Here is a 23,408-nt window from a genome sequence, read left to right on the forward strand (position 1 = left end):
ATGGGCGTGGCGCTGCCGGGGTCGGCGAGTCGTGCCACCGCGCGCCGCCGTACGCGCCGGCGGCACCCTGGTCCTGGCCGCGTCCGGGCGGGACCTCAGCGGCTCACTGCACGGCGGTACGGGCCGCGTCGGCCAGCAGGCCGTGACGGGACGGCCCGGCAAGCCCAGCGTGGTACAGGTGGAGCTCCTGGGCCCCGGCCTCGGCCAGGCGCCGCACGTGCTGGGCGACGTCGTCGGGACGCACCGGCGGCAGCACGGTCACATAGGCGCCGAGCGTGATCTGCTCGGGCAGCATGCGGTGCGCCAGGCGCACCCGGTCGGCGGACTCCGGGCCGGTGGGCCAGCACTGCACCACGACGGTGTCCACCTCCTTGCCCACGTACGGCGTGAGCCCGGGGTTGGCGCCGGTGGCCCAGGGGTCGGGAGCGGCGTGCAGGCCGACCCGCAGGCCCGGCAGGGCGCCGGCGACGCGGTGGCGCAACTCGTCGGCGGCCTCGTGGCGGACGGTGAGCAGGGCGGCGGCCATGGCCTGGTCGAGGTCGTGCTCGCGCGAGCGCACCGCGGCCCGCAGGTCGCGCACCGCCCGCTCGGGATCGACGCCGCGCCCCGCCCAGCCGTCCTGGCAGGCCGCGCAGCAGCACACCGACAGCATCCGCCGGGCGCGCGCGTCGTAGGCGCCGTCGGTCTTGTCGTGGTGGCCGCCGTGATCGGCGCCGAGCTGCCCGCACGCCTCCAGGAGCGCCCCGGCGAGCGGGAGGTCGCGTACGGACTCGGCGGCCAGGGTGGCGGCGTACTCGCGCACCTCGGGGTGCGAGGGGCACAGGGCCCAGGGGTAGGGCTGCCCGAAGCAGTTGACCACGCCGAGATCGGGGTTGGCCTCGGCGAGCAGCGTGTTGTGCGTGAGCACGATCCAGGCCGTCACCGGGATCCCGGCGTCGGCGAGGACGCGCGCGGCGGTGCCGAAGGAGTCGGGGTCCTCCATCCAGGCGGGCGTGCCGGGCACCAGCCGCCGGCCGGCCCAGGCCTGCTCGCGGACCGGGCGGTAGAGCGCGGAGTGCCTGGCGTCGAGATAGGCCCGCTCGGGATGCCAGGGCGTCGCGGCCCTGACCGCGTGGTAGGCGGCGGCGAGGTTGACCCCGTCACAGCCCAGCGCCTGCACCCGTCCGACGAACAGCGGATCGCCGATCACGTCCCACGGGTAGGCGTGCACGAGCACGCGCATTGCCACCGCCTCCCCACGAGGGCCCTCACCCAACAAATGGCGTTGTCCAGGCATACCGATTCGGGTGAGCTGAGTCAATGGCCCGGGTGATCCCTCTTCGGGCCGCCGGCCGGATGGGGCACCCGGGGGCGCGGCGGTCCGCCGGGGCTGCGACAGTTATGGCTTGCCGCCTTCCTGGCCTGTCAAGGGTCCTCGGCTCCAAGAAGCGCGTACGTTTCTGTCGATCGTCCGGTTCGCCCCCGGGCCGATCAGGAGGATGGTGGCTTGTACCCGATTCGAGGAGGCGCACGTGGATTTCCGGCTCGAGGACCGGTACGGCCGCGAGGAGGGCCGTGTCCACCTGACCGGCATCCAAGCGCTGGTTCGACTCCCTCTCGACCAGCGCCGTCGCGACCGCCGGGCGGGGCTGGACACCGCCGGGTTCATCTCCGGCTACCAGGGGTCGCCGCTCGGCGGGTACGACCTTGAGCTGGGGCGCAACCGCGCCCTGCTCGACGAGTACGGAGTGGTCCACCGGCCAGGGCTGAACGAGGAGCTGGCCGCCACCTCGGTCGGCGGCACGCAACTGGCCGCGACCCTGCCGGGCTTCCGCCACGACGGGGTCTTCGGGATCTGGTACGGCAAGGCCCCCGGGCTCGACCGGGCCACCGACGCCATCCGGCACGCCAACCTGGCCGGCACGCACGCCCGCGGCGGGGTGCTCGCGCTGGTGGGGGACGACCCGGTGTCGAAGTCCTCGACGGTGGCCTCGGCCTCGGAGGCCGCGCTGGCCGACCTGCTGCTGCCGATCCTGTACCCGGCCGACCCCGCCGACATCCTCGGCCTCGGGCTGCACGGCTTCGCCCTGTCCCGGCACAGCGGGCTGTGGACCGCCATGAAGATCGTCACCAACGTGGCCGACGGGTCGGCCACCGTCGACCTGCCCTCCGATTGGCCGAATCCGGTGCTGCCCGAGGTGGACTACGACGGGCGGCCGTACCGGCACGTGCCGACCGGGCGCATGCTCACGCCGGTGCCCCTGGAACTGGAGCGTTCCGCGCACTACGCCCGGCTGGAGATCGCCCGCGCGTACGGCCACGAGAACCGGCTCAACCGGGTCGTGACCGGGCGGCCAGGCGACACGATCGGCCTGGTCGCCGCCGGGAAGACCTGGCTCGACCTGCGGCAGGCGCTGGCGATCCTCGGCCTCGGGGACGACGAGCTCGCCCGCCGGGGGATCCGCCTGCTGCGGCTGGGCATGCCGTGGCCGCTGGACGGCAGGACCGTGCGGGAGTTCGCTGACGGCCTGCGGGAGATCGTGGTCGTGGAGGAGAAGCGCCCGTTCATCGAACAGCAGGTCAAGGAGCTGCTGTACGCGATGCCGGACCGCCCCGCGGTGCTCGGCAAGACCGGCGAGGACGGCCGCACCCTGTTCGCCGCAGGAGGCGAGCTGGACCCCGACCTGATCGCCCGGCGGCTGGCCCGCCGCCTCGGCGCCGAACCGCCGCCGCGTGCCCGCCGGGAGGTCATCCCGCTGATGCCGCGCACGCCGTACTTCTGCTCGGGCTGCCCGCACAACCGCTCCACCAAGGTCCCCGAGGGCTCGCTGGTGGGCGCGGGGATCGGCTGCCACACCATGGTCGTGTTCATGGACGAGTCCCAGGCCGGCGAGGTCAGCGGGCTCACCCAGATGGGCGGCGAGGGGGCGCAGTGGATCGGCATGGCGCCCTTCCTCGACCGCGACCACTTCGTGCAGAACATCGGCGACGGCACGTTCCTGCACTCCGGGAGCCTGGCGGTGCGGGCGGCGGTGGCGGCGGGCAGCCGCATCACCTTCAAGCTGCTGTACAACTCGGCCGTGGCCATGACCGGCGGGCAGCGCGCGGTCGGCGGCATGCCGGTGCCGGAGATCACCCGCCTGCTCGCCGCCGAGGGCGTCCGTAAGATCATCGTCACCACCGAGGACACGGCGCGCTACCGGGGCGTGCGGCTCGCGCCCGGGGCCGAGGTGTGGCACCGCGACCTGCTGCTCCAGGCGCAGGAGACGCTCGCCGCCGTCGACGGCGTCACCGTCCTGGTCCACGACCAGGAGTGCGCGGCGGAGAAGCGGCGCAAGCGGCGGCGCGGGCAGGCCGAGACGCCGGCGACCCGGGTGGTCGTCAACGAGCGGGTCTGCGAGGGCTGCGGCGACTGCGGGGCCAAGTCCAACTGCCTGTCGGTGCAGCCGGTGGACACCGAGTTCGGGCGCAAGACCAGGATCCACCAGGCGAGCTGCAACGTCGACTACTCCTGCCTGGACGGCGACTGCCCCTCGTTCCTCACCGTCACCCCCAAACCGGGCGCGCAGGCCGCAAGGGCGCCGGAACCGGAGCGCGGCTGGGAGGCCGGCGAGCCGCCCGAGCCGGAGACGCGGGTGCCCTCCGACGTGTTCACCATGCGGGTGACCGGCGTGGGCGGCACGGGCGTGGTCACGCTCGCGCAGATCATCGCGGTCGCCGCGACGCTGGACGGCAAGCACGTCAGGAGCCTGGACCAGACGGGCCTGGCCCAGAAGGGCGGCGCCGTCGTCTCCGACGTGACGATCTCCGAGGAGCCCGCCGAGCGGTCCAACAAGATCGTGGAGGGCGGCTGCGACCTGTACCTCGGCGCCGACCTGCTCGTCGCGGCCGACCCCGCGAACCTGGCGGTGGCCTCGGCCAGGCGGACGATCGCGGTGCTGTCCACCGCCGAGGTCCCCACCGGGCGCATGGTAGCCGACCCGGGCCTGGCCTTCCCCGAGGCCGGGCCGGTGGTGCGGCGGGTGGTCGCGGCGTCCCGCCAGGAGCACTCCGTGGTGCTGGACGCCCACGCGCTCGCCGGGCGGCTGCTCGGCGACGACCAGTACGTCAACCTGCTGCTTCTCGGCGCCGCCTACCAGGCGGGTGCGCTGCCGGTGTCCGCCGCGTCCCTGGAGCGCGCGATCGGGCTCAACGGGGTGGCCGTGGCGGCCAACGTCCGGGCGTTCCGGCTCGGCAGGCACGTCGTCCACACCCCCGGCGGCGTAGACCCCGCTCCCGCCCCCGCCGCGCCGGCCGCCGTCGCGCGGCCCGGCGCCGAGGCCGGGGAGCTGATCGACCTGGTCAAGGCCGAGGCGGGCAGCGAGCTGGAGCGGCTGCTCGCCGTCCGCGTGCCCGAGCTGGTCGCCTACCAGGACGCCCGGTACGCGGCCAGGTACGCGGGCGTCGTCGCGCGGGTCAGGCAGGCCGAGGCGGCGGTCACCGACGAGACCGCGCTCACCGAGGCCGTGGCGCGCAACCTGCACAAGCTGATGGCCTACAAGGACGAGTACGAGGTCGCCCGGCTCTGCCTGGACCCGGCGGCCGGCGCGGACATCGAGGAACGTTTCGGCCCCGGCGCGAAGGTCCGCTGGCGCCTGCACCCGCCGCTGCTCCGCTCGCTCGGCCTGCGCCGCAAGATCTCCCTCGGCCCGTGGTTCCGCCCGGTCTTCCGCCTCCTGTACGCCATGCGCCGCCTGCGCGGCACCCCCGTGGACCCCTTCGGCCGCGCGCACGTGCGCAGGGTCGAACGCGAGCTGGTCGAGGAGTACGCCGCCGCCGTCGAGGCGTGCGCCGCCGGGCTCACCACCGGCAGCTACGAGCGGGCGGTGGAACTGGCCGGGCTGCCCGACCTGGTCCGGGGATACGAGCAGGTCAAGCTCGCCTCCGTCGCCCGCTACCGCGAGCGGCTGGCCACGCTGGGCGAGGAGCACGCGCCCGAGGCACGGTCGCAGGCATGAAACGTCCCTGTGCGGACAGTGAACAGGAGACCGGAGACCACCGCTCGCGGGGGGCGAAAGCATGGGACAAGAAGTGGCCAAGGAGAGGTTCTCCGAGGCGGAGTACGGGCGCTTCGGGGAGCGCCTGAAGGACTCCCTCCTGGCCCTGCGCGAGCTGCTCGCCAGGCCGGGGTTCGGCGCGGGGCCCGCGACGGTCGGCGCCGAGCTGGAACTGTTCCTGATCGACGAGGACGGCCGCCCGCTGCGCCGCAACAAGGAGGTCCGCGAGGCCGCCGGGGACGGCCGCGTGGTGCTGGAGCTGGGCAGCTTCAACCTGGAGGTCAACCTGACCCCGCTGCCCCTGGCCGGACGGCCCTTCACGGCCATCGAGGCCGAGGCGCGGGACATGATGGGCGCCGTGGACGAGGCGGCCCGTTCGTGCGGCGGCCGGGTGGTGCCCATCGGCATCCTGCCCACGCTCACCGAGTTCGACTTCACGCGCGACTCCATGAGCGACGAGACCCGCTACCGCGCGCTCAGCCGGGGGATGCGGCGGGTGCGCGCCGAGCCGTTCCGCGTGCGGATCGACGGCCTCGAACGCCTCGACCTGGAGGTGGAGGACGTCATCCTGGAGAGCGCCAACACCTCCTGGCAGGTCCACCTGCGCACCCCGCCCGCCTCCTTCGCGGGCGTCTACAACGCGGCACAGCTCGCCATCGGCCCGGTGCTCGCGGCCAGCGGCAACTCCCCGTCCTTCCTCGGCCGCGACCTGTGGGAGGAGACCCGCATCGCGCTGTTCGAGGCCTCGGCCGACGACCGCGACGCCGAACGCCCCTGGCGGGTGGACGGCCGGGTGAGCTTCGGCTCGGGCTGGGTGGACGGCGGCGCGGGCGAGCTGTTCGAGCAGAGCGTGCGCGAGTACGAGCCGGTCATGCCGGTGATGGACGAGGAGGACCCGCTGGCGGTCGTCCGGGCCGGCGGCGTGCCCGGCCTGGCGGAACTACGCCTCCACCAGGGCACGGTGTGGCAGTGGAACCGGCCGGTGTACGACCCGGCGGGCGGCGGCCACCTGCGCGTCGAGCTCCGCGCCCTGCCGGCCGGGCCCACCTGCGCCGACATGGCGGCCAACGCCGCGTTCCTGCTCGGCCTGGTCCTGGCGACCGCCGCCGACTCCGGCTGGATCGGCGGGTTCCCCTTCGCCGACGCCTACCGCAACTTCTACCGAGCCGCCCGCAGCGGGCTCGACGCCCCGCTCGCCTGGCCCGGCCGCGACGGGCCCGTCCCGGCCGCCGAGCTGGTCCTCGACCTGCTGCCGGTGGCCGCCGAGGGCCTGGCGTCGGCCGGGGTCGAGCCGGACGAGACGTCCCGGCTGCTGGACATCGTCGGCGAACGCGTCCGGCTGCGCCGCACGGGCGCGGCCTGGCAGCGCGAGGCGCTGGCCGCGCTGGAGGACCGGCCGGGCGCGCGGGGGGCCATGCTCGCCCGCTACCGCGACCTGGCCTTCACCGGGGACCCCGTCCACACCTGGCCGGGGCTGGTGTGACATGGCGGTGCGGGCCGCGCCCGTGACCGGCCCGCCGGTGGGCTACTGGTGGTCGGGGTCGACTCCGGTGAGGGAGCTGCCGTAGCTCAGCGCGACGAGCTGGGCCACGGCGCTGTGCGCTCCGAGCGGCTCGGCGCACCCCGCGCCGACCGACTCCGCCGCCTTCGTGATCTTGGCGCCGTCGATCTCGGGGCCGATGAGGAACGGGGCCAGGGCCAGGCGGGAGGCGCCGATGTTGCGCAGCCGCTGGGCGGCGTCCCCGACGCCGGGCGAGGCGTCGAGCGAGGCCGCCACGACGGGAAGCGTGAGCCGGGCGGCCAGCAGGACCACCGTCGCGTCCGCCGCCCGTACGGCCTCCTGGCCGCCGACGGTGGCCACGATGATCCCGTCCACCGGGGCGGCGATGTTGAACAGGCGCATGCGGTCCGCGCGGGCCAGGCCGCTCTCGGACAGCTTGACGTGCAGCGCCTCGGCGAGCAGCGGATGCGGGCCGAGCGGGTCGGCGATGGTCGTCAGGACGTCGCACTCGGCGACGGCCTCACGGATGGCGCGGTACACCTGCTGGTGCGGTCCGGTGACCAGGGGCACCACGATGGCGGCCGGCGACTCCTTGGGCCGGTCGGCGGCGCATTCGAGGAGCATCTCGGCCAGGCTGGTCTTGGCGTCGCCCAAGTGGATCAGGCGTACGTCGAGTTGCGGATGGTCGATGCTGACAATGGTCTTTACGGCCGCGGCGACATCCCCGCCGGTGCCCGGCGTGGCCAGGACGAGCGCGGGCGCGTCCGGCGGCAACTGCGCGGGCACCGGGCGCCGATGCCTGCCGGAGCTGGTCCGGAACGAGCGTTCGCGGACCGGTAGCTCCTGTGGAGCGTGATGACCATCGTTCACATCGGCGGATTTTACGGGGTATGAGGCAAAAGTTAAGTCTGATTCGGGGGGACTCGCGGACGGAGACCGATCTGCGCCCCGTGACATCACTGACAAATCAGGGCCCGATCCGCTGCGTATCATCAACGTTCCGTAATCGTTCGAGATCATGGCGGGGGTGCGGGGCCGGTCCGGCGTGGCGTGCCGTGTCCGGTCGCTGACACATTGGCGGGCCCGGGTCCGGAAAGTTTTTTCGATCCGCGTGTCACCGGGCCGGACGTCTTCGGGCATGCGGCAGGATCATCCGACGATCTGAAAGCATCGAGGGACGGTCAGGCGTCCTCGTGTCCGGGGACGGTCAGGCGTCCTCGTGTCCGGGGACGGTCAGGCGTCCTTGCGTCCGATGCCGCCGACGGACCAGATCGCGTCGGGGTCGGCGGTCTGCTCGCCGGGGTCGGGGCGCCACATCGGGATGTACACGAGACCCGGCTCGACGAGCGTCAGGCCCTCGAAGGCCGGCTCGATCTCGGCCTTGGTGCGGAGCTGCTCGCGCCGGGTCCCGGTGACGATCCCGTCGTCCTGGTACATGGCGGCGAGCTTGGCGGTGACCTCGGGGCGCAGGTCGGAGACGCTGTGGGCGATGGTTATGTAACTGCCGGGGGCGATGGCGTCGCGGAAGCCCCGGACGATGCCGGCCATGAGCTCGTCGTCGGAGATGACGGCGAGCGTGAAGGAGAACAGGATGCCCACAGGCCGGTCGAGATCGATCAGTTTGGTCAGGCGGGGATGCTTGAGGAGTTCGTCCGGGTAGCGCAGGTCGCCCTCGATGACCGAGGTGTACTTGTCGTCCTCCAGCAGCGCCTGGGCGTGCACGACGACCACCGGATCGTTGTCGACGTAGGCCACGTGGGAGCCGGGCGCCGCCGCTTGGGCGATCTCGTGGACGTTGCCCTGCGTGGGCAGGCCGCAGCCGAGGTCGATGAACTGCCGGATGCCGGCGCCGGCCATGTAGCGCACCGCGCGGGACAGGAAGCGGCGGCCTTCGTGGCACATCATCGTGAGTTCGGGGGCGAGGTCGAGCGCCCGTCGCGCGGCTTCCCGGTCGGCGGCGAAGTTGTCCTTGCCACCGACGAAGTAGTCCGTGATCCGGGCCTCGTTGGGGACGTTCGGGTCGAAACCGAGACGCTCTAGCCTGGAGTACACCGTCATGATCCCCCCATTCTGCCGGATGCCGATGGTAGCGCTGGGTAGGAGGCGATATCCGTTTTTCCGGAAAGGACGGCATCGAAACATGTCAAAGGGATCGACGGCGGAGGCCGCGCGCCGATTTGTGTGTAGCGTCCCTTTAGTAGCAGATTAGTAGCAGATCTCCAGGTGTCTGGCGGGACGAGGGTGGTTGTCGGGGAGGGCGAAGCCCGCCCAGACGGCCTTGCCGGGGGCGCCCAGCGGCGCCCAGCCCCAGCGGTGGCTGATGCCGGCGACGACCTGCAGGCCGCGTCCGCCCTCTGATCCGAAATCGGGATCGCGCGGCGTCGGGCACTCGTCACTGGGATCGGTGACCACGCACATCAGGGACTGGTCGGTGAGCGCCAATATGATCTTGACGGGACGGCCGGAGAACACCGCCGCCCGGCTGCTGAGCCCGTGCCGCAACGCGTTGATGACCAGCTCGCCGATGACCAGCTCGGCGTCATCCAGCAGTTCGGCCAGTCCCCAGCCGCTCAGCGTGCTCTTGGTGAAGGAGCGCGCGGTCCGCGCGGCGTAAGGGTCGTGCCGGAGCTCGCACAAAGCGAGCTGGAGCCTTTCGGGGTTCTCGCCGTACGCGACCGACCACGGACCGGCAGGGGAGAGGACGTGGTCGAGAGCCGCCAGCCATCCCTCCCACCTGTCGTCCCCCACCTGCGTGGGTTTGGTCCGTTGAGTCCTGTACCCAGTCATAGGCGAGCCCTGTGAGTTTGGTCGTTCTCAGCATGAAGTTGCCGTGCTTAGTCATAGTGCTCCCCTTTGGTGTGCAGGTGCAAGTACCGATGCACGTGCAAACGCACAGAGGTATGCTGACGCTTGAGGTTGGAACCACCCTTCTGGGTGCCCTCGTAGCAGTGAGGGGCCTGCGTAGACGGATGTCAGGGTTCGTCGGGTTTTCGGGGAAATGTAAAGAGGCGAGATGGACGAGATCTGCAACGGCACGGCCGCGTCCGAGATCCCGGGGGTCTCGTGGCGCAAGAGCGCCTACAGCAACCCGAGCGGGAACTGCGTCGAGGTCGCCACCCTCCCGCAGGGGGACATCGCCGTGCGCAACTCGCGGCACCCCGCCGGGCCGGCACTGGTTTACAGCCGGGGTGAAATGGCGGCGTTCATCCTGGCCGCCAAGAACGGCGAGTTCGATGACCTGGCCTTTTAGCAGGTTTCCGCAGCTACAGAGTGTGGAAAATCGTAGCCTAAGGGTGATGTTGGGGTATATCCGGATTAGTTCGGCGGGGGTATCGTGAACTTCTCTGTGACCGCGAGAAGTGAGACGACACCGCTGTTCTAAGGACAGGACATGATCACAGCCCGAGCCGAAGGGGACGAGACCCCTCTCAACATGATGGCTCGGGAGCGCGGCAGCTCGACGGTCCTCCGCATCCTGCTCGGATCCCAGCTGCGCCGCCTCCGAGAGAACCGCGGCATCACCCTCGAGGTGGCCGGTCACTCCATCAGGGCCTCCCACTCCAAGATCAGCCGTATGGAGCTGGGCAGGGTCAGCTTCCGCGCACGCGACGTGGGCGACCTGCTCACCCTGTACGGGGTCACCGAGGAGAGCGAGCGCGACTCGCTGCTGTCCCTGGTCGCGCAGGCCAACCGGCCCGGCTGGTGGCACAACTACGACGACATCCTGCCGAACTGGTTCGAGGCCTACGTCGGGCTCGAAGAGGCGGCCAGCCGCATCCGCTGCTACGAGGTCCAGTTCATCCCCGGCCTCCTGCAGACCGAGGCCTACGCCCGCTCTGTCGTCCTGCTCGGCCACCCCGACGGCACCGAGGAGGAGATCCAGCGGCGGGTCGACCTCCGGATGGCCCGCCAGAAGCTCCTCGGCCGGTCCGGCGCCCCGCACCTGTGGGCCGTCATCGACGAAGCCGCCCTCCGCCGCCCCCAGGGCGGCGTCGAGGTGATGCGCGAGCAGATCAGCCACCTCATCGACATCGTGGCGTCCGCCAACGTCACCGTCCAGGTCATGCCGTTCAGCGCCGGCGGCCACGCCGCGGCGGGCGGCCCGTTCAGCATCCTGCGCTTCTCCGAGCGCGACCTGCCCGACGTGGTCTACCTCGAACAGCTCACCAGCGCCATCTACCTGGACAAACGCGACGACCTCGACCGCTACCAGGCCGTCATGGAACGCCTCTGCATCGACGCCGTCCCCGTCTCAGACACCAAGAAAGCCCTAACCAAAATCCTGAACGAACTCTGACCCCCCTTCACTCCACCTGGCACCCACCTGCTGGGGCCTTTTCACCCACTGCCCTGGGTCGCCCATAAGGCGCCGACGCGGTGGGACGGTGTACGGCGAATTCGGCGCCTCGTACGGCGGCTGACCAGTATCCGGTCTGCTGAGCATCCTCCGGGTTGTTAAGGGCGTGGTTGCTGGGGAGATGAGTGAGGAAAGGCACCGGCTTCGATTGGCCCACCCGTTAAAGCGGTGCCGTGGGAACCGAGTCCTGCCCACCCAGCCTTCGCAACCCACCCCCGCCCACCCAGGCACGCGCAACCCACCCCCGCCCGCCCAGCCGAACCTTCGGACTAAACGCCCTCCCCGGCCGGGTGGAGCCGAGCGGACGGTGACCGGTCGGCCGCCGCACAGGGCGCCGACCTCGCCGTCCCCCCTCTCACCGTGCCGGCGCCAATTCCTACAAACCCATCGGCCGTAGGAACTCGCACAAGCCTGGCCCCGGTAGATGAGGAGGGGCGGCTCGTCGGCCCCTATTACGTGGGTTCAAGGGGGATCTCGTCCAGCGGGAGGGTGAGCAGCGTGTACGCCTTGGCGGCGGGGTGGCGACGACCCCTGAGGGATCGGCCCATCCTCTCGGCCGGCCGGTGGCGGGTCCCGAGTCCTGGGTGGGCAGCACTCGGTTCCCACGCCACCGCTTCAACGGGTGGGCCAAATGAAGCCGGTGCCTTCCCTCAAGCTCCCAAGACCACGCCCTCAAGGCCTCGAAGTACGTGCAGTGCATCGGAAACCGGAATGCGTGTACCAGGACCGTGATGCGCACCGGCGCCGGGATGCGGGCACCGGTACCTGGAGGGGTGGGGTCAGCACCCCTGGAAGAGCGGTGCAGCCGTGACTGCCGTCCACGCCCCCCGCCGACAGGATTGGACCTTGTAAATCAAGATCCGAATCCTGAAGGCGGAACCGTGTACCAGCAGAAGTCCTCCCGACTGCTCGCGACCGTGGTCGCCGGCGCGCTCGCCCTGGCCACCGTGACCTCGGCCGTCGCGGCCCCGGCCCTCGCTGTCGCCGAAACCCGGAGCCCGCACACAGGTTCGCTCCAGAAACAACTCGACCGGCTCACGCACGCGGACGGACTGCCAGGCGCCCTCGCCCACGTCCGGTACCCGGACGGCAGGACCGTGACCCTCGTCTCCGGCACCGCCCGGCGCGGCAGCGGACGCGAGATGGTCGGCCCCGACGCCAGGTTCCGGATCGGCAGCCTCACCAAGCCGATCTTGGCGACTACCGTGATGAGGCTGGTGGAGCGGGACAAGATCGACCTGAATGCGTACGTCGACCGGTATCTGCCCGGTGTCCTCCGAGGCGAGGGTCCGGGCGAGGCGATCGACGGACGGAAGATCACCATCCGGGACCTGCTCCAGCAGACGAGCGGGCTACCTGAGTACGTCGACGCGGTCGACTGGTCCAAGCTCCCGCAGGACTACCTGAAGCTCGCACTGAACCGCAAGCCCACCCCCATCGGTCACTTCGCCTACGCCAACACCAACTACCTGGTGCTCGGGATGATCGTGAAAGCCGTGACCGGCCATGACTTCCGCGAGGTGAGCCGGGACCTGGTCCTCAAGCCGCTGGGGATGCGGGACACCTACTGGCCCGCCAAGGGCGAGACCGGCGTGCGCGGCCCGCACGCGCACACGTACGGAGTGCACCCTGCGAACCCCAAGGCCGGGGTCGTCGACCTGACCCGCCTGCCCGGGTACGAGTTCGGCGCCAGCGGCGGTCTGGTCTCCACGCCCGAGGACCTCAACCGGTTCTGGCGGGGCGTGTTCACCGCCGGGCCGCCGTCCCGCGATTCCTTCCGAGCCATGATCGGCCATCTCGTGCCGATCACCAGTCCCGGCTGGCCCTCGGAGGCCAAGTACGGGTTCGGCATCGCCCGCGCCCGTCTGAGCTGCGGCCTGGCCTGGTTCCACGGCGGCGACGTACCCGGCGTGTCCGCCATCAGCGGCCGCGTCCGCACCGGCCGCCAGGCCACCGTCTACACCACGGGCTCCACCGATACGGCCAAGCAGCGAGCCGACCTCATAGCCACCTTCGAGACCGCCCTCTGCAAGTAACCCGCACCACTTCTCCCCGAGCAGGCCACCGGTTTCCACGCGCACGCCGAAGCGAATTCGACCCGCGTAGAACATTGGACGATCACCAGGAGCGTCCTCCGGCCCTGCTCGGGGCCTTTCAATTCGCCCAGTGGCGGGCCGGGACACCTACACCACGTCAAACAGTCGTTCTCCTGTCCTCGACCAGGACTCCGAGGGATGGCGGGCCCTCCGGCATGTTGCTTTACACCGGTCGCAGACCCCGAGTACGCTGCGGCCGTGCCAGCGTGGAAGGTGTTCGAGCAGGCGGAACCAGAGTTCGCCGGACGGGTCCGGCGGCTGTTCGACGCCGGACGCCACAAGACGATCGCGACCCTGCGCGCCGACGGCTCGCCCCGCATCTCGGGCATCGAATGCGAGTTCACGGACGGCGATCTCCGCTTCGGTTCGATGACCGGCGCACGCAAGGGGGCGGACCTCGAACGGGATCCCCGCTTCGCCCTGCACGGCCCGACCTTCCACCCCGAAGAGGGCAAGGAACGCGACTGGCCAGGCGAGGCGAAGATCACCGGACGAGCCATCCCCGCCGGCCCGGTGGCCACGGCCGAGTCGGACGAACAACCGGACGGCCAGATGTTCGTCGCCGACATCACCGAGGTCGTCATCACCGGCCTCAACGCCGAGGCCACCAAACTCGTCGTCGAGTCCTGGACACCGCACCGAGGACGACGAACGGTAGAGCGGGACTAACACACCGATCCGCCGCCACAACACCCGGCGGACCGAACCCGCTACCGACGAGCACCCACGCAAGGTCGCCCGCAGAACGAACATTTCCGATACACCACTAGAAGTCGAACTCGCCCTTCTTGGCGCCGTCGATGAACGCGTCCCACACCCCCGCGCTCACCACGAACGGCCCCTTCTCCGGCGCCTCACTATCCCGCACCCCGACCCGCCCCCCAGACAACGGGGCCACCTCCAGGCAGTTCCCCTGGTTGGAACCACTCATGGCAGCCTTACGCCAGGCCGCCGACTTCAGCTCGTCACTCAGGTCCACAGTTTCTCCGCCTTTCTGATCAGCTCAATAGACACGTGCTGGGGTTGCGCCGCAGCTCGCAGGACGTCGTATCTGCCGTGGATGGCGTCGACGTCCTCTGGGCGGTTCGTCACATGTCCGTGGGTCGCAGATTCGATATACACACTATCCGGACTTCCTGAGAGTTCGGCGATGGCAAAGCCACCCAGGAGTCCGGTGGTGACGCCTGGCGCCACAGGTATGACCTGAATCCCAATTCGCGGCGACTCTACTGCTTCAATCAACCGCTCGAGCTGGCCACGCATGACTTTCTTGCCTCCGATCGGACGATGGAGGACGCCTTCGTCCAATAGGAAGCGCAACATGGGAGGGCCGGCACGCGTGAAGATCGCCTGCCGCTCTATGCGTGCGGTGACAGCCTTGTCCACCTGCGCCGCTGATATGCCGGGCTCCCCTTGGATGACGACCCTGGCGTATTCCTCGGTCTGCAGGAGACCCGGCACGTACAGCGGTTCCCAGGAGTGCAGCGCTTGCGCTTCTTGCTCCACGTCCAGCCAGGAGCGGAACCATCTGGGGCTTGCGCCGCGGGTCAGGTGTGCCCACAGGCGGACGAGTTCCCCACCCGATCCGAGTGCGTCGTCGTAGCGTTGCATGAAGTTCTGACTCGGCGTGCGTTCGCCTCGCTCGATGAAGCCGACCAGGCTCTGGCTGAATTGGATGATCCCGGCCAGGCGCTCTTGCGACAAATTAGCCCTTTTCCGGTGCTTGCGCATCTCCATTCCCAGAAGCACCAGCGGTCTACCTGCCGGGTCGAGCCCGGGGGGTGCGAACATTCCGGCTCCGTCCAGTGGGATAACGCCACTCCGTCAGCACGGGCAGCACGCTGTCAGTACAAACTGTCCAGCGTTGTGCACGGGCTTTCGGTGCACAACGTAGCCGGTCGGAGGCACTCTGTGAAGTGATTTGGAGAACGTGCGAGACGTGAGAGAAACCTGCTCATTCTCGCTGGCAGAACCTGTGCGTTTTGATCGCCAGATGCCTGCCTATATCCGGACATGGAGGTTATAAATGAGTGCTGACGGCCCCCGTACCGTCTGCTGGGACCTGCCGTACGATCTCTCGATGGTCGGGAAGACCCGTGGCATGGTGAAGGAAGTACTCGCCTCCTAGGCAATTCAGGATCTCGTCGACGATGTGGTTCTGGTCGTGGGAGAACTGCTGGCCAACGCGATCGTCTATGGGGATCCCCCGATCGGACTGGCCCTGTCGGCCGAAGCCCATGTACTCGAAGCCCGGGTCACCGACCTTGGTCCCGAGGTGCCCCGGCGGCTTGATCTTGGGGTCGAGGGTCTGCATGGCCGGGGTCTGACGATCATCGAAGCCCTGTCCCACGAATGCGGCGTACTCCAGGGCACCCGCGCCCCCGGCAAGGCCGTCTGGGCCCGCTGGCATCTACCTACCTGAGTGCCACCGGCCGGAGGGAGAACGGGCCCGCCAGGTCGGCATACTTCTCCGGTGGATGTATCTAGGGCCTCCTGGGTCAATACGACGCACGATTGGGCGAGCGTCGTGGACTTCGATCACCTCGCGCATGTCCGTCGGAACCCGGACACCTTCGCTCCCGGTGGCGTCCTGCACCTGATCCTGGAAGTCGTCGCGTACGCGGCCGACGAGGCGGAGTGCGGTGACGGGGGGCGCTGTGTCGTCACGCTCCACATTGATGGGTCGGTGTCGGTGGCGGACGACGGGCGGGGAACCGACACACGGCTCGACGAGCACGGACGGGCCGTGAAGAAGCCGGTCATGGCGTCGAAGGACCTCCGGTTCTTCGACCACCCCGAGGCGCAGGTGCTCTTCGACGGTCATCCGCGCCGGGGCATGTCCGTCGTCGCGGCGCTCAGCGAGTGGCTCGTCCACACCAACCGCCGCCACGGCGGATCCTGGACGCAACGGTACGAGCAGGGCGCGCCCGTAACCGATCTGGCACCGATCGCCGGTGACGGTACGACGGGGACGGTCGTCCATTTCCGCCCGGAGGAGCCTCTGCGCGCGGCGGGTGGGGTGAAGGCCGACGAGCTGCTGTTGCCGTGGCGATGGCTGACCGTCGAGGTGGACGACCGGCGTACCGGTTCCAACCAGATGTCGCGCTGAGGTCAGCTCGACCTCGGCGCCCGGCCGATGTAGCGCCTGAAATGCTTCCCTGGGCACCGTAGTGAGCAGCCGTCGGTGCGTTCAACCCGCTCGACAGCATCAGACAGGGACGTCCGAGGGGGTGCGGCTGACCGGCCGGTCCTCGGTGCGGGCCCGTTCGGCGAAGCGGGTGGCGTCGCGGACGGCGGCGGCGCCCGGGTCGTTGTTGAAGTAGACGTGGACGTCGTTCTGGCGGGACCAGGTCTCGGTGAGGCGGTGGAGCCAGGAACGCAGAGACGTGTCGCCGTAGGAGGGCCAGGGTTCGGCGCGGCCCTGATGGAGACGCAGATAGCCCCAGTCGGTGGTGCGCCACAAGGGGGTACGCGGGCGGCCGAGGACGTCGGCCCAGCACAGGGCGGCGCCGCGCGAGGTGAGGATCTCGCGGACGGCGTCGGTCCACCAGGAGGGGTGGCGGGGCTCCACGGCCACCCGTACGTGTGCGGGGAAGCAGCCCAGGCACGCGTCCAGCCGCTCGGGGTCCGCCCGCAGGGTAGGCGGGAGCTGGAGCAGGACGGGGCCGAGTTTGGGGCCGAGGCCCTCGGCGGCGGCCATCAGCCGCCGCACCGGCTCCTCGGGGTCCTTCAGCCGCTTGATGTGGGTCAGGAAGCGGCTGGCCTTGACCGCCATGACGAACCCGTCGGGCGTCCGTTCCCGCCAGCTCTCGAACGTCTCGCGCGCCGGCAGCCGGTAGAAGGCGTTGTTGTTCTCCACCGTGGCGAAGCATTCGGCGTACCGCTCCAGCCACAGGCGCTGCGGCACCTTGTCGGGGTACAACGCCCCCCGCCAGTCCTTGTACTGCCACCCGGACGTCCCGACCAGCAACATCGCCGTCCACCCCCCGCGCCGGCCCGCCTCCTGAGCAGACTGCATGCCCGCGCGGGCGCGAGCCACACTGGCCGCCGTCGTCCCCTATATGACGACGTTCCTCGGCATGACGACGTACGTCGTCGCTGGGTGAGGTGGCGCGGCCTGAAATGGGCCCAGATGGCAGGGTCACGCGGCCGGGGCGTGGTCAGCCGACGGGGTTCCAGCCATCCGATCCCGCCAGGTACTTCTGCGGGGTGTAGTTCGCGGCCTGGGCGTCGGTGAGCTGCGGCCGGTTGCTGTTGACGCCGGCCCCGGCCCCGGTGTTCTTGTACTCGAAGAACCGGGCGTTCTTCCAGGAGTTGCCGGACATGTCCGTCCACGGGGTCGCGGTTTTGATCACCGAGCTGAGCGACGACTCCCGGTAGACCACCTGGGCACTGGGACCCCAGGGACGCCCGAGGGTCGTGGAGCCCGACGCCGCCGCCCCGGTGATCCTGGACTTGTAGAACAGGAAGCCGTACGCGCGGGTGGAGGGGGTCCTCGCCGCGCTGAGGCAGCCGCCCCGGGGGTTCTCGTGGATCTCGCTGTTGTTGAACACCGCGATGCCGTCGCCGAACACGAAGTCGACCGTGCCCTGGACGTAGGAGTTCACGATGTAGGACCGGGCCGCCGCGTTGACCAGGAAGGTGTCCTGGTCGCCGAGCAGCCGCACGTTCGACAGGGTCGCGCGGTCGGCGTTGAGATTGAGCGCGACGGCCTGGAGCTGGTTGCCGCTGACCGAACCCTCGTCGAAATCGTTGGAGATGGTCAGGTTGGTGGCGGTGAAGTCGTGGCCGTTGATGAACGCGGTGGCGCTGTTGAACGTCCCGTAGTCGCCCGCCCAGTGGTTGTTGACGATCAGCACGTCCGACGGCGACCCGCCGAGGCCCTGGAACGTGATGTAGGGCTTGTTCGCCGGGACCGTGACGATCTCCCGGTAGGTGCCCGCCTTGATGGTGATCGTGACCCGGCTGGTGTTGCCGGTCGGCACCGCGTTGACGGCGGCCTGCACTGTCCGGTACATCCCGGTTCCGTCCGCTGCCACCGTGGGGGCGGCGAAGCCCGCGGCCTGCGCGGGGGCCACCGGCATCGCCACGGCCGCCGCCAGCGCCGCCGAGATCGCGGCGGCACCATGGAGGCGCCGTCCCGGCCGCCATCGCTCAATCGCCTTCCAGATGGACATGCGCACCCCTTCGCTCGGTCGATGGTCGACGGTCAAGGTAGATCGGTCTCAATATGTATGTCAATAAAACAAACTAAAGATAGTAAATGACCAGGTAAATCCCATGAAACTAACGGTTTCGCTTTCATCCGCCCCATGGCGTGGACTGATCGATCCCGTACCGGACGGCGTCGGAAGTGGATCCTGGAGCGGGCGCAGGCGGGCCCGGCGGCCGGTGTCCGGCGAAGAACCGCAGGTCACGATGTCCGCAGACCATGATCCAAAAATCTGTCGGTGGCGGACTTTATCGTTTCGCCCATGACAAGCGCAGTTCAGGCGTACTCCTACGCCGCCCCTTCGACACTGGTCGGAGATCGGCTGGGGTTGTCCACCTCGGGCGGGCGGACCGCCACGGGCCTGACCGGGCACCCCAAGTTCTTCAGCGGGGTGGTCACGCACGCGGCGCCGGCCGCGGCGGGGCTCCTGGCCGTGGCCGACGTGGCGTTGGCGCGGTACCAGCGGCCGCGCGCGGGCGAGGGCGGCCGGAGCCGCGACCCGGTGATCACCTGCGACGGCGAACGGCTGCGGCTGGAGTCGTTCTCCGCCTGCGGCGGGGTGTACGCCCGGCTCGACCTGCTCGGCGACGCCCTCGACGGTGAGGTGTTCGACCGGGGCACGACCAACGTCGACGTCAACGGCCCGCTGCGTGAGGCGCTGGCCCGCGTCGGCGGACGCGACCCGCTGCACCTCGGGGTGGGCGCCGACGAGCTGGCCGTCACCACTCTGGACGGCGCGGTCGTGGAGAAGAGGGTGCCGCTGCCCGAGCGGTGGCTGCGCGGGTTCGCCGAGGTGCAGGTGATCGCCTCGGGGTTCGACCCGCGCGCCGAGCTGGACGGCGTGGCGGCCGTCCGCTTCCTGCGCGGCCTGCCGAAGAAGGCCACGACCAACGTGTGGGTGGTCCCGTCCGGTCGTGACCTGCGGGTCTCCGCCGATCCCGCGCCGGGCGCGGTGTGCCTGGCCGGCATCGGGCGGCTCGCCACGCTTCACCCGCTCCTGCGCTTCGCCACGCGACTGCGCGTGTACGGCCCTGCCGTCCGTGATCAGGCCGCCTCCGGCGCGTGGGAGCTGGAGCTGCCCGGCATGCGGTACACGCTGGTCCTGTCCCCGCAGGCCTGGCGAGGCTTCTCCGGGGAGGGCGCGACGTTGTCCGACCTGGCCGGCGGGGACGCCGAGGCCGACGCGGACGTGGTCGGCATGCTGCTCAACTTCGAACCCGCCGTCGAGGTGGGGCTGCTGGCCGACCGGTCGGGGCTGTCCCCGGGCCGGGTTCGTGCCGCGCTCACCCGGCTGGGCGTGGCGGGCAAGATCGGGTACGACCTGGCCGAGGCGGGTCATTTCCACCGCGAACTGCCCTACGACCGCGAGCACGTCGAGACCCTCAACCCCCGGCTGGCCGCCGCCCGGGCGCTGGTCGCCTCGGCCGCCGTGCGGCTCGCCGGACCGGGCGTGGCACGGGTGACCACGGCCGGAGGGGTCTACGAGGTCCGCCCGGCCGAGGGCTCGTGCACCTGCCCGTGGTGGTTCGACCACCGAGGATCCCGGGGCCCGTGCAAACACGTACTGGCCGCCCGCATGGTCGCACGTGAAGGAACGACAGGGGACGACACCCTCGGCGGCGCCGGCGCCCGGGAGGACGGTGCCCGAGAAGAAGGTGCCCGGGGTGGCGGCGCTCGCGGTGGCGGCGCCGGTATTCGCGGAGAGGGAGTGAGCGGCGGCGGCGAGGATCGCGTTCGCGGTAACGGTGTTCGCGTGGGTGGGGCTCGTGGCGGGGAAGGGGTCGTGTGATGGGCGCCTGGGAGGAGATCCGTGACCTGGTCGACGCCGGGAACGGGGACGGACTCGTCGACCGGCTGGCCGGGCTGGACGACGGCGAGCGGAAACTCGTCGCCGGTGAGTTACGCGGCCACATCCCCGTCGCGCTCTCCCGCGCCGAGGCCCGGATGCGGGAGCGCTGGGAGGAGGAGCGGCGGCGCGGCAGCGGACACTATTGGGGGATGCGGGAGCCCGACCCGCGCGAGGACTGGGCCGATCTGATGCTGCTGGCCGGTGCGGGCACGCTCTCCTCGGTCACCGCGACGGCCTCGTGGCTGACCCGGCGCGATCTCCTGACCCGCCGGTCGCTCTTCAGGCCCTCGACGGACGTCGACCCCGCGCCGCTCGTCCGGATCCTCGCCCGCCGCCCCCCGGAGTGGCAGGCCGAACTGGCCGTACGGCTCGCCGCCAGGCTCCGCGGCCCACGCGACCCCGGGATCCCGCTCGCGCTGGCGATGCTCCGGCACACCGGGGCGGAACCTCCGCCGCACGATCCGCTGGTCGTGGCCTGGGTGTCGGCCGGGGTGGGGCCGGACCCCGATCCGCTGCTGCCGGTCCTGCTGCCGAGGATCTTCGAGGCCGACGGCGTCGGCAGGGTGTTGCTGAACGAACGCTTCCACCCGATCTCGCCCTGGCTACGGGTGGTCCGGGACCAGGCGCGGGCCGGGGCGGACGCCCGCGAGGCGGTGCTCGACGGTTGCGTGCGCCGTTTCCTGCGCGGCGGGACCCCGCAGGACCTGCGGTTCTTCACCCGCGTCCACGAACTGCTGGAGCCGACCGCGGCCGAGGTGGAAGCGCGGGCCCGCGACTACCTGCGGCTGCTGCCCGCCGCGCCGGGAACGGTCGCCGCGCTCGCCCTGCTCCACCTACGGCGGGTCCACGTCGACGATCCCGGTGATGTCGCCGAGGCCATCGAAGGGCTGGTCTTCCGGGCCGAGGCCAAACTGGTGCGGGCGGGCCTGGTGTGGCTCGACCAGACGGTGCGGCAGGCTCCCGAGCGGGCGGACGAGCTGGCTCCAGCGCTGGTCACGGCCCTGCGGCACGAGTCGCACGAAATCCGCGACCGGGCCGTCCGGCTCACGCTCAAGCTCGCCGGTCATCTCACCCCTCTGGGAGCCGAGCGGATCAGAGAGGCCCTTCCCGGCTTGGCGACCGCGGAGGGTGAGCGGCTGGCCGCGGTCTTCGGGGGCGCGGCGGCCGACCCGGAACCGGTCCCGCCGTTCGTCCCGCCGCCGCTCCCCGAGCCGCCCGCCGCGAGGGCGTTCGCACCCACTCCGGCGACCCCTGACGCGATGCGGCGGGTCGGCCGGACCACCTGGGCCTGGCAGGACGCCGAGCGTTGGCTGGCCGGGTTCGTCCGGCACGCCGGTCAGAACCGGGATGCCCTGCGAACCATGCTGGACGCGGCTTACGGCGGCGCGTACCTCGACCTGTTCGCCATGCCCACCTGGAGCAACGCCGACCACTGGCGCGAGGCGATGGCCAGAGAGCTGCTCACCCCGGGCGTCGACCCGGGCCCACCGGCCGAGGCGCCGACTCCGTACCGGGTGATGGGAGCGCCCGCTGTGGCGGTCCACTTCACCAACCGAGCCGAACCCACGCTCCGGCACGAGAACGCCGCCGACCGGACGAACACCGAACACGACTCCTTCGCGACCCAGACCGGGCTCGCCTTCCAGTCAGGGGAGGCCGACGACCAGGAGGCCGGCAACTGGGGCGTCTTTCCCGCGCGGCTCGGCCCCGGTCACGTGCACAAGGCGACGGGTGATCAAGAGGACACTGAGCGCGCAGGCTCCTCCGCGTGGGCCGGGCCTGGGGATGAGGAGGATGGGGAGCACAGGGTCTTTTCCATGCGGGCCGACGGGTACGAGGTAATTGCTCCTCAGGTGGATGGCGGACACCGCTACTTGGGCATCGCCGATGTGGATTTCGCCTTGTGGTCCGGGGGGCGTGGGACGCGGCCGGTTCGCGAAGCGCCTCGTGACCGGTTGCCCCGTCCTGAGCGGATCTCGCCTCCCCATCTGTTCATCCTGCGCAGGCACGCGGAGATACTGGACGCGCTCAAGGCGGACACGCTGCCGCCGGTGCTGCTGGCCACCCCCACCCTGTCCACGGGAGCCCTCGACCCGGACGTCCTGGTCGCCCGGCTGGAGGAGTGCGAGGCCGCGCACGTCACGCCCCTCCCCGCCGACCTCCAGCAGGCACTGCTACGCCTGCCTCGCGGCGTCCACACCGAAGCGGCCTCCCGCGCGGCACGGCTGACCTCCGGCGCGGGCCGCACGGCGGCGCGCTGGCTGGCCGGCGATGGGCTGCCGGATCCGGAGACCGGGGTCCGATGGGGCTACAGCGAAGGCATGACCGAATACGACGCCAACGAACACCCGCCAGGTCCCGGGGTCCAGGTCAAACCGGCCCCGCGCCTGAAGGCAGCGCCGTCAAGCCTCGCCCTGGCCGACGAGTCGCACACCGACCTGGGGCCGGTGGAGTCGCGCACCGACGTGGCCTTGGCTGACGAGTCGCGTACTGCCCTGGAGTTGGTTGACGACTCGCGCACCGATGTGGACTTGGTCGACAAGTCGGGCACTGACCTGCAGTCGGTCGATGCGTCGCGCACCGAGGTGGCCTTGGTTGACGAGTCGCGTACTGCCCTGGAGTTGGTCGATGAGTCGCGAACCGGCGTGGCCTTGGTCGATGAGTCGGGCACTGACCTGGGGCTGGTTGATGAGTCGGGCACCGAGGTGGCTTTGGTTGGCGAGTCGCTCGCCGGCTTGGACCTGATTGACGAATTGCTCTCGGAACCGCGGAAGCGGGCGTGGGAGGATCACGGCGGACACATGGACTGGTGGCCGGCGATTCTGCCGTCCCATCGTGAGGTCGTGGCCGTCAACCTGCTGCCGCATCTGCTGGAACGGGGGGACCGGCCGGGCGCGCATGCCGGCCATGCCGCCCTGCTCGCCGAAGCCGATGGGCCGGCCGGTTCGGCGACTGCGCTGGTGATGGCGTACTTCCTGGCGAGGAAGGAGTCCGCCAACGGTGTGGCGGTCTTCCTGGCCATGGCCGCGCGGGGTGAGCTGCCGGCGGCCGAGGTCGGGGTGCAGCTCGGCCTGCTCGTCCGCTGGGCCCATTCCGCGCAGCGGCATGTCGTGGACGCGCTCGCGACCGCCGCCGACCGGGGCGCGCATCTCGAGGTCTGGCCGGTGTTGCGGACGCTGGTCCCCGCGCTGCTTCCCTCGGTGGGAGAGCAGCCGCGCGCGGGCCTGGCCAAGCTCCTCGAACTCGCCACCACGGTCGCGGAGCGGACGGACGCCCGGGGAGAGATCCCCGAGGTGGCCACGATCGCCGCCCGCCGGAGCACCAGCGCCTTCGTCCACGAATCCCGCCGCCTGCACGAAACACTCACCCGCCCATGAC

At 70.7% G+C, this 23,408-nt stretch carries 18 protein-coding genes; 10 read left to right on the plus strand and 8 right to left on the minus strand.

The genetic code is table 11. The annotated features are described in order from the left end of the window. Positions 1–103: 103 nt before the first annotated feature. The gene (locus NYZ98_RS11260) at positions 104–1,222 is read right to left on the minus strand and encodes a hypothetical protein (RefSeq protein WP_262842558.1); all 1,119 of its coding nucleotides are present in this window, start codon (positions 1,220–1,222) and stop codon (positions 104–106) included. A 289-nt stretch (positions 1,223–1,511) separates the two neighbouring features. On the opposite strand from NYZ98_RS11260, the gene NYZ98_RS11265 reads away from it, so the two are divergent. After that, positions 1,512–4,976, plus strand: coding sequence for an indolepyruvate ferredoxin oxidoreductase family protein (locus NYZ98_RS11265; RefSeq protein ID WP_262842560.1), 3,465 nt, complete (start codon positions 1,512–1,514; stop codon positions 4,974–4,976). A 61-nt stretch (positions 4,977–5,037) separates the two neighbouring features. Continuing rightward, on the plus strand, positions 5,038–6,498 hold the full coding sequence (locus NYZ98_RS11270; protein ID WP_262842561.1) for a glutamate--cysteine ligase family protein: 1,461 nt from the start codon (positions 5,038–5,040) through the stop codon (positions 6,496–6,498). Positions 6,499–6,540: 42 nt separating this feature from the next. Here the strand turns inward: NYZ98_RS11270 and NYZ98_RS11275 are convergent, their stop codons facing one another. From NYZ98_RS11275 to NYZ98_RS11285, 3 genes are all read right to left on the minus strand, one after another. Then, positions 6,541–7,386: a sirohydrochlorin chelatase gene (locus NYZ98_RS11275; RefSeq protein WP_262842562.1), complete on the minus strand. Its 846-nt coding sequence runs from the start codon at positions 7,384–7,386 to the stop codon at positions 6,541–6,543. Between the two features lie 363 nt (positions 7,387–7,749). Beyond that, positions 7,750–8,574, minus strand: a complete 825-nt coding sequence (locus tag NYZ98_RS11280) for an SAM-dependent methyltransferase (protein WP_262842563.1) — start codon at positions 8,572–8,574, stop codon at positions 7,750–7,752. A gap of 147 nt (positions 8,575–8,721) precedes the next feature. After that, entirely contained in the window at positions 8,722–9,264 is a 543-nt protein-coding gene (locus NYZ98_RS11285) for an ATP-binding protein (protein ID WP_262842564.1), read from the minus strand. A gap of 265 nt (positions 9,265–9,529) precedes the next feature. Between NYZ98_RS11285 and NYZ98_RS11290 the strand changes: the two genes are divergently transcribed. From NYZ98_RS11290 to NYZ98_RS11305, 4 genes are all read left to right on the plus strand, one after another. After that, positions 9,530–9,766, plus strand: a complete 237-nt coding sequence (locus tag NYZ98_RS11290; RefSeq protein ID WP_262842565.1) for a DUF397 domain-containing protein — start codon at positions 9,530–9,532, stop codon at positions 9,764–9,766. A gap of 141 nt (positions 9,767–9,907) precedes the next feature. Further along, positions 9,908–10,813, plus strand: a complete 906-nt coding sequence (locus NYZ98_RS11295; RefSeq protein WP_262842566.1) for a helix-turn-helix domain-containing protein — start codon at positions 9,908–9,910, stop codon at positions 10,811–10,813. Positions 10,814–11,754: 941 nt separating this feature from the next. After that, a complete protein-coding gene (locus NYZ98_RS11300; protein ID WP_262842567.1) occupies positions 11,755–12,909 on the plus strand; it encodes a serine hydrolase domain-containing protein in 1,155 nt (384 codons plus the stop codon). Positions 12,910–13,167: 258 nt separating this feature from the next. Then, complete coding sequence (locus tag NYZ98_RS11305; RefSeq protein ID WP_262842568.1) at positions 13,168–13,638, plus strand: pyridoxamine 5'-phosphate oxidase family protein; 471 nt, start codon at positions 13,168–13,170, stop codon at positions 13,636–13,638. Between the two features lie 97 nt (positions 13,639–13,735). Here NYZ98_RS11305 and NYZ98_RS11310 read toward each other — a convergent pair whose 3' ends face one another. Together NYZ98_RS11310 and NYZ98_RS11315 are read right to left on the minus strand one after the other, a co-directional pair. Continuing rightward, positions 13,736–13,948 (minus strand): DUF397 domain-containing protein, encoded by a 213-nt coding sequence (locus NYZ98_RS11310; RefSeq protein ID WP_262842569.1) that lies wholly within the window; start codon positions 13,946–13,948, stop codon positions 13,736–13,738. Further along, entirely contained in the window at positions 13,939–14,760 is an 822-nt protein-coding gene (locus NYZ98_RS11315) for a helix-turn-helix domain-containing protein (protein WP_262842571.1), read from the minus strand. Before NYZ98_RS11315 ends, NYZ98_RS11310 begins: the two co-directional genes overlap by 10 nt. 340 nt (positions 14,761–15,100) lie before the next feature. On the opposite strand from NYZ98_RS11315, the gene NYZ98_RS11320 reads away from it, so the two are divergent. Together NYZ98_RS11320 and NYZ98_RS11325 are read left to right on the plus strand one after the other, a co-directional pair. Beyond that, positions 15,101–15,391 carry an ATP-binding protein gene (locus NYZ98_RS11320; protein WP_262842677.1) on the plus strand — a complete coding sequence of 97 codons (291 nt, stop codon included), beginning with the start codon at positions 15,101–15,103 and terminating at the stop codon, positions 15,389–15,391. 105 nt (positions 15,392–15,496) lie between these two features. After that, positions 15,497–16,078 (plus strand): hypothetical protein, encoded by a 582-nt coding sequence (locus NYZ98_RS11325; protein ID WP_262842572.1) that lies wholly within the window; start codon positions 15,497–15,499, stop codon positions 16,076–16,078. A 99-nt stretch (positions 16,079–16,177) separates the two neighbouring features. Here NYZ98_RS11325 and NYZ98_RS11330 read toward each other — a convergent pair whose 3' ends face one another. Further along, positions 16,178–16,942, minus strand: a complete 765-nt coding sequence (locus NYZ98_RS11330) for a DUF72 domain-containing protein (protein WP_262842573.1) — start codon at positions 16,940–16,942, stop codon at positions 16,178–16,180. A gap of 187 nt (positions 16,943–17,129) precedes the next feature. Further along, a complete protein-coding gene (locus tag NYZ98_RS11335) occupies positions 17,130–18,146 on the minus strand; it encodes a pectinesterase family protein (protein ID WP_262842574.1) in 1,017 nt (338 codons plus the stop codon). Between the two features lie 297 nt (positions 18,147–18,443). Here NYZ98_RS11335 and NYZ98_RS11340 point away from each other — a divergent pair, with 297 nt between their 5' ends. Both NYZ98_RS11340 and NYZ98_RS11345 read left to right on the plus strand, forming a co-directional pair. Beyond that, entirely contained in the window at positions 18,444–19,970 is a 1,527-nt protein-coding gene (locus NYZ98_RS11340; RefSeq protein WP_262842575.1) for an SWIM zinc finger family protein, read from the plus strand. Beyond that, a complete protein-coding gene (locus tag NYZ98_RS11345) occupies positions 19,970–23,407 on the plus strand; it encodes a DUF7824 domain-containing protein (protein ID WP_262842576.1) in 3,438 nt (1,145 codons plus the stop codon). Before NYZ98_RS11340 ends, NYZ98_RS11345 begins: the two co-directional genes overlap by 1 nt. Position 23,408: the final 1 nt, after the last annotated feature.

It is taken from the genome of Sphaerisporangium corydalis, assembly GCF_025506355.1.
In the GTDB taxonomy this organism is placed as follows: Bacteria; Actinomycetota; Actinomycetes; order Streptosporangiales; family Streptosporangiaceae; genus Sphaerisporangium; species Sphaerisporangium corydalis.